The sequence below is a fragment of the Methylobacillus draconifructus genome (assembly GCF_045984385.1).
Classification (GTDB): domain Bacteria; phylum Pseudomonadota; class Gammaproteobacteria; order Burkholderiales; family Methylophilaceae; genus Methylobacillus; species Methylobacillus flagellatus_A.
Window position 1 is genome coordinate 353,571 of record NZ_JBJQIJ010000003.1, and the last position, 13,942, is coordinate 367,512.

The window sequence follows — 13,942 nt, forward strand, 5'->3', positions numbered from 1 at the left end:
GACGGATTGGCACATTGTAGCGCAACAATCTTCACTTGCCACAAAGCGCGATGACTGGCGTTTTATGGCATACTTTATGCCGCTTATGACCACATCAGACCAAGCCACTATCCAGCAGAGCATGGCGCTTGCCAAAGCCCATTATGAAAATTTTCCTGTTGCCTCTGTTCTCCTGCCCAAGGATTTGCGCGCACCCGTTGGCTTGATCTACGCCTTTGCCCGCCAGGCCGACGACTTTGCCGATGAGGGCGAGCTGGCGCCGGAGGAGCGGCTGGCCTTGCTTGACGGCTTTCGCTCGCAACTCGATCAAATCAGGGATGGTGTAACGCCCGACACGCCTTTGTTCCAGGCGTTGCAAGCCATGATCAAGGAGCGCGGCTTGCCGCTGGCGCCGTTTTACGACCTGCTTTCCGCATTCAGCCAGGATGTGGTCAAGGCCCGCTACGCCAATTTCGGCGAGGTCATCGATTATTGCCGCCGTTCGGCCAACCCGGTCGGGCGGCTGATGCTGCATCTATACAAGGCCGCCACGCCGCGCAACATTGCCTTGTCGGATGCGATCTGCACCTCGCTGCAGCTCATCAACTTCCTTCAGGATGTCGAAATCGACTATCGCAAGGACCGCATCTACCTGCCGCTGGACGAACTGCAGAAATACAAGGTCTCCGAGCAGCAGATTGCCGATAAAAACAGCCAGGGCACATGGGCCCTGTTGATGGAATTCCAGGTCAACCGCACGCGCAAGCTGCTGCAATCCGGGGCGCCGCTCGGGCTGGCCCTGCCCGGCCGCATCGGGCTGGAAATGCGCATGATCATTGCGGGGGGCGAACGCATCCTGCGAAAGCTCCATCATGTACGCGGCGATGTTTTCAACCAGCGCCCGGTTCTCAAGCCGGCGGACTGGGTTTATATGCTGTACCGTGCGGTGAGGAAAAAATGAGTCCGCAAGAATATTGCCAGAAGAAGGCCGCAGCCAGCGGCTCCAGTTTCTACTACAGCTTCCTGTTCCTGCCAAAGCCCAAGCGGGAGGCCATCACCGCGCTGTATGCCTTTTGCCGGGAAGTGGATGATATCGCGGATGAGGTCCAGGATATCAACGTCGCGCAGACCAAGCTCAACTGGTGGCGCGGCGAAATCATCAATCTTTTCGAGGGCAGGCCGCAGCACCCGGTTACCCTTGCCTTGCAGGCGCCAGTCACGGAGCTCAAGCTCAAGCAGCAGCACTTCCTGGACATCATCGACGGCATGCAGATGGACCTGGAGCAAAACCGCTACCGCGACTTTGCCGAGCTCGAGCTTTATTGCTACCGCGTTGCCAGCGTGGTCGGCCTGCTCTCGGCCTCCATTTTTGGCTACAGCAACCCGCAAACCCTGCAATATGCGCTGGACCTGGGCATGGCCTTCCAGTTGACCAACATCACGCGCGATGTCGGCGAAGACGCCCGCAGGGGCCGGATTTACCTGCCGCTGGACGAAGCCGCCCGTTTCGGCGTCAGCGAGCAGGATATTCTGCAGGGCAGGCCCTCCGACAATATGCGGCAATTGCTGGAATTCCAGGCCGAACGCGCTGAACGCTATTACGACAAGGCGCTTGCCGAGCTGCCGCCGGAAGACCGCAAGCTCCAGCGCACCGGCCTCATCATGTCGGCGATCTACCGCACCCTGCTCAAGGAAATCAAGGCGGACGATATCCAGGTGGTACTGAACGCGCGCGTATCCCTCACCCCCATCCGCAAACTCTGGCTTGCCTGGCTGACATGGGTTCGCAATTAACGCCGCATGTCGCGGTGATCGGCGGCGGCTGCGCCGGGCTGGCGACAGCCGTTCGGCTCACGCAAGCCGGCATCAGGACCAGCTTGTTCGACTCCAGCCACCAACTGGGCGGGCGGGCGCGGGGTATAGACTGGCAAGGCCTCACGCTGGACAACGGACAGCATATCCTGCTTGGCGCCTACTCACAGACATTACGGTTTTTGCAGACATGCGGCGTGGATATCGATACCGGCTTGCTGCGCTTGCCGCTCAAGCTCGAAATACCAGGCAAGTTTTCGCTTGAAAGCCAGGCTGCCCTGCCGGCGCCATTGCATATCTTGGTTGGCCTGCTGCAAGCGCAAGGCCTCAGCCTGCGGGAGCGCCTGGCTGCCGTGCGCTTCATGGCCGGCCTGCGGCTCAAGCGATTTCGCCTGGCAAAGGACGTTCCATTGCAGCAACTGCTGGCAAGCCAGCCTCCCCGGCTCACCGCCATGCTGTGGGAGCCCCTCTGCCTTGCGGCCCTGAATACCCCGATTGCCACGGCAAGCGCACAAACATTCCTCAATGTGCTGCGGGACAGTTTCGCGCACAAGAAATCCGACAGCGATTTGCTCCTTCCGCGCGCCGACCTCTCGGCCCTGCTTGCCGAACCCGCGGCCACCTTCATCGAAGCGCATGGAGGCAGAGTCAGCCTCAATACGCCAATAGAAAGCCTGCATACGCTGGAACATGGAGTAAGGTTGAAGCTGAAGGATGCAATGCAGGACTTCAGCCATGTAGTGATCGCCACTTCCCCTTTCCGCGTCGCCGCATTGCTGCCTTCGCTGCAAAGCATGGAGGATGTCGTTGCCAGCTGCCAGTCGTTGCAATACCAGCCCATTTATACCGTCTACCTGCAATACACTCACGACACAGTATTGCCGCAAGCCATGCATGGCCTGGCCGGCCAACTCGGCCAATGGGTGTTTGACCGTGGACAGCTTTATGGGCAACCAGGCCTGCTCGCCATTGTCATCAGTGCCGAAGGCAAACACCAGGCATTGACGCAATCCGACCTCGCCATCAAGATACACCAGGAGCTGCGGGCGGTTTTTCCAGCCCTGCTGAAGATAGCGCCGCTCTGGCATAAAGTCGTCGCGGAAAAACGTGCGACCTTTGCCTGCACGGCGGGACTGGATCGTCCGGGCCAAACCACTCCGCATCCGCGCATACAGCTAGCCGGGGATTATGTCGGCACCGGAAGCCCCTTATTAGACTATTCTGCCACGATAGAAGGCGCGGTCAGGAGCGGTTTCCAGGCGGCTGAAAATATTATTAAATCACATCAAGTATAAATTTTAATATTATGATAATAAATGATATTTATGACTTCATTCTTCACTGGGGAATCATGAGTCTGTCCTTATGGGTCGCCAGTCTGATCTTCCCCGGAATCAAGTTTTCCTCGCGGCTTTCGCTGTTGATCTCCGCTCTGGCCCTGGGTTTCGTCAACGCCGTCATCCGCCCTTTGCTGCTGGTGCTCACCTTTCCATTGACCTTGGTGACATTCGGCTTTTTCGCACTGGTCGTCAACGCCTTGATGATCATGCTGGTTGCCAAGCTGATCAAAGGGTTCGAACTCTCCGGCTTCTGGACGGCATTCTTCGCCAGTATCTTCATTGCCGTGCTGGGTTTCTTGATCGAATGGATACTGCCGAGCCAGGGAGTCGCCTTGATGGCGCCCATCAACAGCAACCCGGATACCATCTCGATCTAATGATCTTGCATTCAAATCCCCCTGGGCGGCGGATTCTCGCCCCCATGGTTATTTGATATGCTTGAACGATAGAAAAAGCCCAGCCCACTCCCAACTTCAAAAAAACAAAGAGCACATACCTTGCGCATCCTTTTTGTTAGTTCCGAAGCCTACCCCTTGATCAAGACAGGCGGCCTCGCCGACGTCAGCGGCTCTTTGCCTGCCGCCATTCGCGACCTTGGCATCGACATCCGCATCTTGCTCCCAGGCTATCCGGCCGTATTGGCAAAGCTGCAAGACAAGCGCCTGATCACGCCAATCCATGGACTGCCGGAAGTCGGCAGCATTAACCTGCTGGCAGGCAAGATGCCGGACACCGGCGTCGATGTCATGGTGGTTGAAAATGCCCAGCTGTTTGACAGGCCCGGCAGCCCGTATAACGACAGCCAAGGCAACGACTGGAACGATAACGCCCTGCGCTTCGGCATCCTGTCCAAGGTGGGCGCCATCTTGAGCAGCCAGCACTCGCCCTTAGGCGACTGGATACCCGACGTTGTGCACTGCAACGACTGGCAAAGCGGCCTGACTCCCGCATTCCTGCACCACTCGGGCACTCCTCATGCCAAGTCCGTCATCAGCATTCACAACCTGGCATTCCAGGGCAATTTCGCTCCCGAATGGGTGCAGCGCCTAGGCTTGCCGGCCCATAGCTACCAGGTGGACGGCCTGGAGTATTACGGCCAGATGTCCTTTCTCAAGGCCGGGGTCTACTATGCCGACAGCATCACCACCGTCAGCCCCACTTATGCGCGCGAAATCCAGACCGAGCAATACGGCTTCGGCATGCAGGGGCTGTTGGCAACACGCAGCCACGAGATTCACGGCATATTGAACGGGATTGAAACTCAGGAATGGAATCCGGCCACCGATCCTTACCTGGCCAAGACCTATAACCTGGAACACCTTGCCGACAAGAAGATCGTCAAGAAAGCGCTCCAGGTGCAATTGGGGCTGGAAGCCGCACCGCACAAGCCATTACTCGGCGTCGTCAGCAGGCTAACGCACCAGAAAGGCCTGGATATATTCCTGTCCGTGGCGGAAAAACTGCTGGCAAGACACTGCCAGATCGCCGTGCTCGGCAACGGCGAAGCGCAGATGGAAAACGGGTTCAAGGAGCTAGCGAAGCGACATCCGCGCCAGGTTAGCGTGACGATTGGCTACAAGGAGCCGTTATCGCACCAGATCATGGCCGGCGCCGATATGTTCATCATGCCTTCGCGTTTCGAGCCATGCGGGCTTAACCAGATGTATGGCCTGCGCTACGGCACCCCGCCGGTCGTGACCCGCACTGGCGGCCTCGCCGACTCAGTCAGGGACAGCAACAGCAGCACGATGAAGAACAACACCGCAACGGGATTCGTGCTGGAATCTGCGGAACCCCAGCAGTTGCTGAACGCCGTGGAGCGCGCCCTCGTCTATTACCATGACCCCAGGGCATGGCGCAGAATCCAGCGCAACGGCATGCGCCGCGACCTGAGCTGGGCCAGCAGCGCGAAGCTCTACCTGGACTTGTACCAAAGCCTTGCCCAGCAGCGCTAACCAACCTATTTTTTTAATATCATCCGCACAAATACCCACAATTAGCAAACTGTTACAACTATTTAACAGTTTGCTAACCATTTCGCCTGTCCCGGCAATAATTCAGCAACACTTCCGCCCTAATATGCTACCTAACGCAGAGTAAATGGCAGCAATGCTTTTTATATGCGAGCTTTCTCCAAAGCTATACTTCTCCTCCCTTAGCGGGTGCGCCTGACGCACCCCTTTTTTTGCCTGTTATTCCTGACGTTACTCCATGCGGATGAAGTGCTCCCGGTAATACTTGAGCTCGTCGATCGATTCGTAAATATCCGCCAGCGCCTCATGCTTGCTGCTTTTCTTGAAGCCTGCAATCAGGGCCGGGCGCCAGCGCCTTGCCAGTTCCTTGAACACGCTGACATCCAGGTTGCGGTAGTGGAAATATGACTCCAGCTCAGGCATGTAGCGCGCCATGAAGCGTCTATCCTGACAGATGGAATTGCCGCACATCGGGGATTTCCCCGCCGGTACAAACTCCTTGAGGAATTCGATCATCTGCTGCGTAGCCGCAGCTTCGTCAAGGGTGGAAGCCTTTACCTTGTCAATCAGGCCGGAGCGCCCGTGCGTTCCCTTGTTCCAAGCGTCCATGCCGTCCAGCACGGCATCGGATTGATGAATCACCAGCACCGGGGATTCACCCAGCACATTCAGTTCGGCGTCGGTCACGACGGCAGCCAATTCCAAAATACGGTCGCTGTCTGGCTGCAAGCCGCTCATTTCCATATCCAGCCAGATGAGGTTGTCGTTGTGTTGTGACATAATGATTTCCATTAAAATGTGCGCGGATGCAAAGTAAAGGTGAACCTTCCACCCCATTCTTGCTTCAAAATAAACATAATATTTTAACTGATAAATAAGCAAAATGATGGCTACGAACCTGACTATCCTGTTCATCTCGCTCCTGGTGCTCACCACAACGATCCGACTCTGGCTCGGCCGGCGGCATGTCCACTATATCCAGCAACACCGCGCCAAGGTGCCGGAAGCGTTCAGTTCCAGTATCAGTCTCGGCGCCCACCAGAAGGCCGCGGACTACTCTTCTGCCAAGACGCGCCTCGCGCTCATCGAAACCACGGCCCAGGCCGTATTGCTCCTGCTGCTGACCGTAGGAGGCGGCTTGCAACTGATAGACGACGCTTGGCGCGGCGTCTTGCCAGAGCACGACATCATTCGCGGCGCGGCCGTCATCCTGAGCGCCTTGCTCGTCAGCAGCGTGGTGGACTTGCCTTTCGACTATTACCGCACCTTCGTTATCGACCAGCATTTCGGCTTCAACAAAATGACGCCCGCGATGTACTTCAAGGACATGGTCAAGCACAGCATCGTCGGCCTGTTGCTGGGCGCACCGCTGCTGTTCGTCGCGCTATGGCTCATGCAGGGCGCCGGGGACTACTGGTGGCTCTACCTCTGGGTAGTCTGGAGCATATTCAATCTGCTCATGCTGGCGATCTATCCCACATTCATCGCGCCGATGTTCAACAAATTCTCCCCGTTGGGCGACGAATCCCTGAAAAACCGCATCGAGGCCTTGTTGACTAAATGCGGCTTCAAGTCGCAAGGGCTGTTCGTCATGGATGGCTCCACGCGCAGCAGCCACGGCAATGCCTATTTCACCGGCTTTGGCGCGAGCAAGCGCGTTGTTTTCTTCGATACCCTGCTGGAACGCTTGAATGGCGATGAGATTGAAGCAGTCCTGGCCCACGAGCTCGGCCATTTCAAGCACAAGCACGTCATCAAGCGCATTGCCCTAATGTTTTTCGTCAGCTTCATCGGGCTGGCCCTGCTCGGCTGGCTCGCGCAGCAGGATTGGTTCTATGCCGGCCTTGGCGTGCAGCAGCCCAGCGACTACATGGCGCTGATCTTGTTCCTGCTGGTGAGCCCGGTGTTCCTGTTCCTGTTGCGTCCGTTGCTTGCCGGCTATTCGCGCAAGAATGAATTCGAGGCGGATGAATATGCCGCGCAGAATGCCGACGCCCGCTACCTGGTCGAGGCATTGGTCAAGCTTTATCGTGACAACGCGTCCACGCTCACGCCCGACCCGCTGCATTCGGCGTTTTACGATTCGCACCCGCCAGCCAGCATCCGCATTTCCCGGCTCAGCACATTTACAGCGCACTAGTCTTGTCGAATGCGCTGTTGAACGGCCTGGTCGTAGCCTCCTACGGCAAGCGCTACGGGGTTGAACTGGAGGATGGTGTCGAGCTGAGCTGCGTCACTAGGGGCAAGAAAACCGACCTTGCCTGCGGCGACAGGGTCAAGGTCAAGCTGACCGGCCCGAGCGAAGGAGTGGTGGAGCAGCTTGAACCCAGGAGCAGCCTACTCTACCGCAGCAACAGCTTCCGCAGCAAGATGCTCGCCGCCAATGTCAGCCAGGCCGTGATCGTGCTGGCGACGCAGCCGAGTTTTTACGAGGAGCTCTTGAACCGCTGCCTGGTGGCGTGCGAGGCGGCAGGCGTCAAGGCGGTGATCGTGCTCAATAAATGCGATCTCGACAATGCCGAGGATGTCATGTCGCGGCTGCAGGATTATGCCGCATTGGGCTACACCATCCAGCCGCTATCGGCACGGGATGATATCGCCCCGCTCAGGCAATGGCTCGCTGGGGAAACCAGCGTATTGGTAGGCCAGTCCGGCATGGGGAAATCCACCATCGTCAACGCGCTGCTGCCAGACAAGATGGTCAGGACGCAGGAGGTATCGACCGTGCTTGATAGCGGGAAACACACCACCACAGCCGCCCATCTCTACCACCTGGATGCAACGAGCAAGCTGATTGACTCTCCCGGCCTGCAGGAATTCGGCCTGCACCACCTCGACGGCGAGCAATTGGAATTGGCATTCGTCGAGTTCCGCCCCTACCTGGGCAAATGCCGTTTCAACAACTGTCGCCACCTCAAGGAGCCTGACTGCGCCATCCGGGAGGCAGCCGATGCAGGCGCGATATTGCCGCGGCGCCTCGCCTACTACCAGCAGCTACGCCAGGAAATCGCATGACCACCGCGCTGGTGTCCCATCCCGATACGCTGCTGCATGTCATGGATGGCAAACACCCCGAGTCGCCCGCGCGCATCACAGCCATCATGGATGCGCTTGCGGAGCGACAATTGCTTGGCAAGCTGCAGCGCCACGAGGCGCCGCAAGCCGACGATGAAGCGCTACTGCGCGTGCATGACGCCACCTATATCGAGTATATCCGCAGTATTGCCCCCCGCGCAGGCATCGTGAGGCTGGACCCGGATACCGCCATGGGGCCGATGTCGTTGACGGCATGCCTGCATGCCACCGGTGCTGTCATCAAGGCTGTCGACCTGGTGATGCAAAAACAGGCCGCCAATGCCTTCTGCTGCATACGCCCGCCCGGGCACCATGCCGGCAAAGCGCGGGCGGCGGGTTTCTGCATCTTCAACCATATATCCGCAGGCGTTGCCTATGCGCTTGCTGCCTACAAGCTGGACCGTGTCGCAATTTTGGATTTCGACGTACATCACGGAGACGGCACCGAGGATATATTCCGGAACGATCCGCGCGTCATGCTGTGCTCCACCTTCCAGCACCCTTTCTATCCGCACAGCGGGGCGGACACTCGCTCGGATCACATCATCAACGTCCCCTTGGCAGCAGGAAGCGACGGCCAGGTGTTTCGCGAAGCGGTCCTGCGGAACTTCGAGCCGGCGCTGCAACGCTTCCGGCCACAGATGCTTTTCATATCAGCCGGGTTCGATGCGCATGAAAACGATCCGTTGGCGCACCTGAAACTCAAAACCGATGATTACCGCTGGATCACCAATTTCGCGATGACGGTCGCGGATCAACATGCGGAAAAGCGCATCGTCTCCGTGCTGGAAGGCGGCTACCACCTGCCATCGCTGGCAGAGTCGGCAACAACCCATATCCGCAACCTGGCCGGGCTTTGATCGCCGGCAACGCGCCAGGATGCTGAAGCCGTTGCGGTCTTTGCTGCTATAATCGCGCCATGCAAATCACCACCCGCCTTGAATTCGATGCCGGACACCGCATCCCCAGCCACAAAAGCCAGTGCCGCAACCTGCACGGTCATCGCTATGCCCTGGAAATCACGCTTTCCGGCAATATCATCGAGCAGGAAGGCGCCTCGGATAATGGCATGGTCATGGACTTTTCCGACGTCAAGGCTATCGCCAAGCGTTGCGTGGTGGACCAATGGGATCATGCCTTCCTGGTATACCAGGGCGATACAGCGGTGCTAGAATTCCTGCGTAGCCTGCCCGACCATAAGACCGTGGTCTTCGGTACCGTGCCGACCGCAGAAAACATGGCGGCGGAAGCGTTCCGTATCCTCAAGGCGCAATACCACGATACCTACGGCACCCAGCTCAAGCTGGAGCGGGTGCGGCTCTACGAAACCCCCAACAGCTGGGCCGACGCGCTGGCGTAGACTAATGTAGCCTGGCCTACCTCGGCGTCCACCCCGCCGCCGCTATTGCGTCCACACGCAGGCGCCGCCCTTGTTCAGGGCTTGCAGATACTCCTCATGCGCCGCCTGCTCCGATTCGCTTGCAGCCAAGACTAGCAACGGCTTGCTGCGCGTCAGCCTGATCTCCTCATTGCCCTCTATCGGCCCGTGGTCCAGCATGTCGATCATCAGGCTTTCCTGGCCGCGCGTCATGGCCATGTAGACATCGGCGAGCAACTCCGCATCCAGCAAGGCACCGTGCAGCGTGCGCGAAGAATTGTCTATGCCGTAATGCCGGCACAGGGCATCCAGGTTGTTGCGCTGCCCAGGGCGCATTTCCTTGGCCATTTTCAGCGTATCGATGATCTCCAGCACGCTGTGCTCGATATTCTGGCGTTCTATCCTGTTGAGCTCGGCATTGAGGAAGCCGATATCGAACGGGGCATTATGGATGATCAAGTCCGCGCCGGAAACGAATTGCAAGAAATCGTCCACAACATCGTGAAAGCGCGGCTTGTCCTGCAGGAACTCCAGCGTGATGCCATGCACCTCCTGCGCAGCCTGATCGATCTCGCGATCGGGGTTGAGGTAGACATGGAAGTGATTGTTGGTCAGCCTGCGGTTGACCAGCTCCACCCCGGCGATTTCGATAATACGGTGCCCCTGGGCGTGATAAAGGCCGGTGGTTTCAGTATCGAGAAAAATCTGTCGCATGCCCATCCTTATGCCACCTCCCGGCCCAGCACCTGGTCAACGCCCTTGTTGGCCAACGCATCGGCGCGCTCATTGCCCACATTGCCCGCGTGCCCCTTGACCCAGACCCACTCGACCTGGTGCTGTTGCACCAGGCTATCCAGGGTCTTCCACAGGTCGACGTTCTTAACGGGTTTTTTGTCGCTGGTAAGCCAGTTCCTTGCCTTCCAGCTATGCACCCACTCCGTGATGCCCTTCTGCACGTAGACCGAATCCGTATAGATTTTCACCGTACATTGGCGCTTCAAGGCTTCAAGCGCCCGGATGACAGCAGTCAGCTCCATGCGGTTATTGGTCGTCACCAGCTCGCCGCCCCAAAGCTCTTTCTCACGTCCGGCAAATGACAGCCACGCGCCCCATCCGCCGGGACCTGGATTGCCCTTGCAGGCACCGTCGGCATAAATTTCTATCACGCTATTACTCATGTTTTTACTGTATATCCGTTTTTTGGGTTGGAGTGGGCAACAGGCCGGCCTTGAGCTTGGACTTGTTCCATGCTGGCTTGATCAGGCGCATGCTGACGACCCGTTTTTTGGCCAGGACAAAGTATATCCCACCCATCAAGGGCCACAGCCTTGCCCCGAGACGCTCGATCCTGCCAAGGCGCCCATGGCCGCTGCTATTGCGGAAAGGCGGCATATGGCATGCCATTGTGACCTCGACGACTTCGAAGTCCAGCAGCGCCAGCCAATCCTTGACCCGCATCAGGCTGAGAAAATTCGCATCCCAGGGATAAACGTCATGATCGCTGGCCAGGCGGCGCGCGCCCCAGGCGCTGACCGGGTTGAAGCCGGTGATCACAATATGCCCCTCCGGCACCAATACACGGGCGGCTTCACGCAAGGTCTGGTGCGGATGCTCGCTGAAATCCAGGGTATGCGGCAACAACAACAAATCCAGGCTGTCCGCCTGCAATGGAAATTGATGGGATGCGCAGCGTATCGAGCCGTTCGCGACGTCGGCATTGAACTGGTATGGAATGCGGCAATGCCGCAACAATGGCATCTGCAGCATGCCGAACTGCATGGCATTGAAGCCGAAGATATCGTGCACCACCCGGTCAAACAAGGCCTGTTCCTGCTCCTGCAGGTATTGTCCTAATGGGCTGGCAAGCCATTGTTCTTGCTTCTCTATTGACATCAGGCTCCCAACATATCATTAATAGACATCGCACATTGACTGATCGCTTAGATGCTTGAGATTATCCCGGTTCCTGCCTTCAAGGACAATTATATCTGGCTATTGCACCAGCATGGCCACGCCGTCGTGGTGGACCCAGGTGACGCCCAGCCTGTATTGGAGACGCTGTCCGCGCTAGGTTTACAGCTGAATGCCATCCTGGTCACCCATCACCACATGGATCATATTGGCGGCGTGGAAGAGCTGATCCACGCCACGTCAGCCCGGGCATTCGCACCTGAGAAAGAGCAATACCCGTTTCCGCACCAGCCGGTCGTTGCCGGCGACCGGCTGGATTTTGCCAAGCCTGCGCTTTCCCTATCGGTACTGGAAGTCCCCGGCCATACCCTGGGCCATGTGGCTTATTGCGGCAACGGCATGCTGTTCTGTGGCGATACCCTGTTTGGCGCAGGCTGCGGCCGCCTGTTTGAAGGGACTCCTGAGCAGATGTACACATCCCTGCAGCAATTGACGGAATTGCCTGCGGATACAAAAGTGTATTGCGCACATGAATATACCGAACACAATCTGGAATTCGCCTTGTCCCTAGAACCTAGCCATGAGGCATTGCTTGCCCGCCAGCAGGCAACCAGCGCCTTGCGCGCCAAAGGCCTGCCCAGCCTGCCTTCCAGCCTGGCATTGGAGCTGGACACCAATCCTTTCCTGCGCTGCCACGAGCCTGGCGTGATCGCGGCATCAGGCAGTGCGACGCCAGATCCGGTGAATGTTTTTACGGCAATCCGGGAGATGAGAAACCATTTTTAATCATCAACATAATGAAGTTACTTCAAGTTGGGTGTTTATTTTTGCCATAGACTTGACGCTGCATTCCCTCATTCGCTACTATCCTAGCACCCGAAGCCATCACGAGAAGTGTGAATGACTGTGAAGTCCCTGCTGAAGCTGGTATTACTGGCGTCACCTATCATTACAGCTCCCGCAGCTTACGCTGTCACCAATGTGGTCGGCGACGAGATCGTCATTCTCGGGGATTATCCCAGCGATGATATTGCAGGCTACATGCCTGACAGCGCCAATCTCCAGAGCCAGGAAAACCTCGCCACCTTTGACTTGTGGCAGCGGATTCGCGACGGCTATGGCATCCCTGAACTGCAGTCCCCGATCACCAGCACGCACGAAAGCTGGTACTCTTCGCGCCCAGACTACGTCAAGCGCATGGTAGACCGCAGCCAGCGCTATCTCTACCATATCGTTGAAGAAGTGCAGAAACGCGGCATGCCCACAGAAATCGCGCTGCTGCCCATGATAGAAAGCGCATTCAATCCACAGGCGCTCTCGCGCAGCAGCGCCTCGGGAATCTGGCAATTCATCCCGTCGACCGGCAAGAATTTCGGCCTCAAGCAGGATTGGTGGACGGATGGCCGCCGCGACGTCACTGCCGCGACCAACGCCGCGCTCAACTACCTGCAGAAGCTCTATATCATGTTTGGCACCTGGGATCTCGCCCTGGCGGCCTACAACGCGGGTGAAGGCACGGTGAGCCGCGCGATTGCCCGTAACCGCAGCCTGGGCCTGCCTACTGACTACCAGAGCCTGGAACTGTCCGACGAAACAAAAAACTACGTGCCCAAGCTGCAGGCGGTCAAGAACATCATGACCAACCCCCAACGCTACGGCCTGAACATACAGAGCATTCCCAACCGCCCCTACTTCGTCAAAGTCACCGCCCCGCAACAGATCGACGCGAAACTGGCTGCAGAGCTGGCCGAAATCTCCGCTGAAGAATTCGCTTCGCTCAATCCCGAATACAACCGCCCGGTACTCACCACCAACGGCCAAGTGCATGAAATCCTGCTGCCGATCAGCGCGGCCGAGATTTTCACCAACAATCTGGCCGTCTACGACAAGCCGCTGGTCAATTGGCAAACTTACCACGCCAAGCGAGGCGAACGTATGGACAGCATTGCGCGTAAGTTCGGCATCGACCCGGCAAAGCTGCGCGACATCAACGGCCTGAGTGCGAACAACCTTAACAGCAATATGCCGCTGCTGGTTCCAGTACAGGCGGACACAGTCAGCGATACCGCGATTGCTATCGCCGACCACGGGCAGATCGCGATTGCCGCCGCCAGCGTGACGCTACCCAGCACGATCAAGCACACGGTAAAAAGCGGCGATACCATCAGCAGCATTGCCAAACGCTACAACATCAGCAACCAGCAACTAATGAGCATGAACGGCTTGAAATCGAGCACGTTGAAGCCCGGCCAGGCGCTCACCGTTACAGGATCGCCTACCGCATCCTCCGCAGCGAAGAAGGTCGCCAGCCGGCATTATGTCGTCAAGCGCGGCGACACCCTGGACAGCATTGCACGCAAGTTCGACGTGCAAAGCAAGGATTTGAAGCGCTGGAACAACCTGACCGGCTCCCACATTGCACCAGGCAACAAATTGACGGTTTCCCGTCCCGACGAGGCTTGATGGCTTTCCCG

Annotated in this window: 15 protein-coding genes; 11 read left to right on the forward strand and 4 right to left on the reverse strand. The window is 57.7% G+C overall.

Annotation, left to right across the window (positions count from 1 at the left end):
* Nucleotides 1–85: 85 nt before the first annotated feature.
* The 5 genes from hpnC (at nucleotide 86) to glgA (ending at nucleotide 5,086) form a co-directional block, all read left to right on the forward strand.
* On the forward strand, nucleotides 86–940 hold the full coding sequence (gene hpnC / locus ACKF11_RS07975) for a squalene synthase HpnC (protein ID WP_407994872.1): 855 nt from the start codon (nucleotides 86–88) through the stop codon (nucleotides 938–940).
* The gene (hpnD, locus tag ACKF11_RS07980; RefSeq protein ID WP_407994873.1) at nucleotides 937–1,773 is read left to right on the forward strand and encodes a presqualene diphosphate synthase HpnD; all 837 of its coding nucleotides are present in this window, start codon (nucleotides 937–939) and stop codon (nucleotides 1,771–1,773) included. Before hpnC ends, hpnD begins: the two co-directional genes overlap by 4 nt.
* Nucleotides 1,758–3,086 carry a hydroxysqualene dehydroxylase HpnE gene (hpnE, locus tag ACKF11_RS07985; RefSeq protein ID WP_407996625.1) on the forward strand — a complete coding sequence of 443 codons (1,329 nt, stop codon included), beginning with the start codon at nucleotides 1,758–1,760 and terminating at the stop codon, nucleotides 3,084–3,086. The genes hpnD and hpnE overlap by 16 nt, the downstream gene beginning before the upstream one ends.
* An 11-nt stretch (nucleotides 3,087–3,097) precedes the next feature.
* Nucleotides 3,098–3,508 carry a phage holin family protein gene (locus ACKF11_RS07990; protein ID WP_407996626.1) on the forward strand — a complete coding sequence of 137 codons (411 nt, stop codon included), beginning with the start codon at nucleotides 3,098–3,100 and terminating at the stop codon, nucleotides 3,506–3,508.
* 120 nt (nucleotides 3,509–3,628) lie between these two features.
* Nucleotides 3,629–5,086, forward strand: a complete 1,458-nt coding sequence (glgA, locus tag ACKF11_RS07995) for a glycogen synthase GlgA (protein WP_407996627.1) — start codon at nucleotides 3,629–3,631, stop codon at nucleotides 5,084–5,086.
* A gap of 249 nt (nucleotides 5,087–5,335) precedes the next feature.
* On the opposite strand, the gene orn is transcribed toward glgA, so the two are convergent.
* The gene (gene orn, locus ACKF11_RS08000; protein WP_407996628.1) at nucleotides 5,336–5,884 is read right to left on the reverse strand and encodes an oligoribonuclease; all 549 of its coding nucleotides are present in this window, start codon (nucleotides 5,882–5,884) and stop codon (nucleotides 5,336–5,338) included.
* A 106-nt stretch (nucleotides 5,885–5,990) separates the two neighbouring features.
* Here orn and ACKF11_RS08005 point away from each other — a divergent pair, with 106 nt between their 5' ends.
* Genes ACKF11_RS08005 through queD form a run of 4 tightly spaced genes read left to right on the forward strand, consistent with a single transcriptional unit; the run spans nucleotide 5,991 to nucleotide 9,539 of the window.
* The gene (locus ACKF11_RS08005) at nucleotides 5,991–7,244 is read left to right on the forward strand and encodes a M48 family metallopeptidase (RefSeq protein ID WP_407996797.1); all 1,254 of its coding nucleotides are present in this window, start codon (nucleotides 5,991–5,993) and stop codon (nucleotides 7,242–7,244) included.
* Nucleotides 7,245–7,246: 2 nt separating this feature from the next.
* The gene (gene rsgA, locus ACKF11_RS08010) at nucleotides 7,247–8,119 is read left to right on the forward strand and encodes a ribosome small subunit-dependent GTPase A (protein WP_407996629.1); all 873 of its coding nucleotides are present in this window, start codon (nucleotides 7,247–7,249) and stop codon (nucleotides 8,117–8,119) included.
* Nucleotides 8,116–9,039 (forward strand): histone deacetylase family protein, encoded by a 924-nt coding sequence (locus ACKF11_RS08015; protein ID WP_407996630.1) that lies wholly within the window; start codon nucleotides 8,116–8,118, stop codon nucleotides 9,037–9,039. The genes rsgA and ACKF11_RS08015 overlap by 4 nt, the downstream gene beginning before the upstream one ends.
* Nucleotides 9,040–9,098: 59 nt before the next feature.
* Nucleotides 9,099–9,539, forward strand: a complete 441-nt coding sequence (gene queD, locus ACKF11_RS08020) for a 6-carboxytetrahydropterin synthase QueD (RefSeq protein ID WP_407996631.1) — start codon at nucleotides 9,099–9,101, stop codon at nucleotides 9,537–9,539.
* 42 nt (nucleotides 9,540–9,581) lie between these two features.
* On the opposite strand, the gene dnaQ is transcribed toward queD, so the two are convergent.
* The 3 genes from dnaQ to ACKF11_RS08035 are packed head-to-tail and all read right to left on the reverse strand — an operon-like array spanning nucleotide 9,582 to nucleotide 11,450.
* Complete coding sequence (gene dnaQ, locus ACKF11_RS08025) at nucleotides 9,582–10,271, reverse strand: DNA polymerase III subunit epsilon (RefSeq protein WP_407994878.1); 690 nt, start codon at nucleotides 10,269–10,271, stop codon at nucleotides 9,582–9,584.
* Nucleotides 10,272–10,279: 8 nt separating this feature from the next.
* Nucleotides 10,280–10,735 carry a ribonuclease HI gene (rnhA, locus tag ACKF11_RS08030; RefSeq protein ID WP_407996632.1) on the reverse strand — a complete coding sequence of 152 codons (456 nt, stop codon included), beginning with the start codon at nucleotides 10,733–10,735 and terminating at the stop codon, nucleotides 10,280–10,282.
* 4 nt (nucleotides 10,736–10,739) lie between these two features.
* The gene (locus ACKF11_RS08035) at nucleotides 10,740–11,450 is read right to left on the reverse strand and encodes a methyltransferase domain-containing protein (RefSeq protein ID WP_407996633.1); all 711 of its coding nucleotides are present in this window, start codon (nucleotides 11,448–11,450) and stop codon (nucleotides 10,740–10,742) included.
* Between the two features lie 51 nt (nucleotides 11,451–11,501).
* On the opposite strand from ACKF11_RS08035, the gene gloB reads away from it, so the two are divergent.
* Both gloB and ACKF11_RS08045 read left to right on the forward strand, forming a co-directional pair.
* Complete coding sequence (gloB, locus tag ACKF11_RS08040) at nucleotides 11,502–12,254, forward strand: hydroxyacylglutathione hydrolase (protein WP_407996634.1); 753 nt, start codon at nucleotides 11,502–11,504, stop codon at nucleotides 12,252–12,254.
* A 114-nt stretch (nucleotides 12,255–12,368) separates the two neighbouring features.
* A complete protein-coding gene (locus ACKF11_RS08045; RefSeq protein WP_407996635.1) occupies nucleotides 12,369–13,931 on the forward strand; it encodes a lytic transglycosylase in 1,563 nt (520 codons plus the stop codon).
* The last annotated feature ends 11 nt before the right edge of the window (nucleotides 13,932–13,942 follow it).

Coding starts and splice junctions, on each gene's coding strand:
- dnaQ (WP_407994878.1), bottom strand. CDS start 10,271: ATGCGACAGATTTTTCTCGATACTGAAACCACCGGCCTTTATCACGCC.
- ACKF11_RS08045 (WP_407996635.1), top strand. CDS start 12,369: ATGACTGTGAAGTCCCTGCTGAAGCTGGTATTACTGGCGTCACCTATC.
- rnhA (WP_407996632.1), bottom strand. CDS start 10,735: ATGAGTAATAGCGTGATAGAAATTTATGCCGACGGTGCCTGCAAGGGC.
- hpnE (WP_407996625.1), top strand. CDS start 1,758: ATGGGTTCGCAATTAACGCCGCATGTCGCGGTGATCGGCGGCGGCTGC.
- orn (WP_407996628.1), bottom strand. CDS start 5,884: ATGTCACAACACAACGACAACCTCATCTGGCTGGATATGGAAATGAGC.
- ACKF11_RS08005 (WP_407996797.1), top strand. CDS start 5,991: ATGGCTACGAACCTGACTATCCTGTTCATCTCGCTCCTGGTGCTCACC.
- gloB (WP_407996634.1), top strand. CDS start 11,502: ATGCTTGAGATTATCCCGGTTCCTGCCTTCAAGGACAATTATATCTGG.
- ACKF11_RS08035 (WP_407996633.1), bottom strand. CDS start 11,450: ATGTCAATAGAGAAGCAAGAACAATGGCTTGCCAGCCCATTAGGACAA.
- ACKF11_RS07990 (WP_407996626.1), top strand. CDS start 3,098: ATGATAATAAATGATATTTATGACTTCATTCTTCACTGGGGAATCATG.
- hpnD (WP_407994873.1), top strand. CDS start 937: ATGAGTCCGCAAGAATATTGCCAGAAGAAGGCCGCAGCCAGCGGCTCC.
- queD (WP_407996631.1), top strand. CDS start 9,099: ATGCAAATCACCACCCGCCTTGAATTCGATGCCGGACACCGCATCCCC.
- ACKF11_RS08015 (WP_407996630.1), top strand. CDS start 8,116: ATGACCACCGCGCTGGTGTCCCATCCCGATACGCTGCTGCATGTCATG.
- hpnC (WP_407994872.1), top strand. CDS start 86: ATGACCACATCAGACCAAGCCACTATCCAGCAGAGCATGGCGCTTGCC.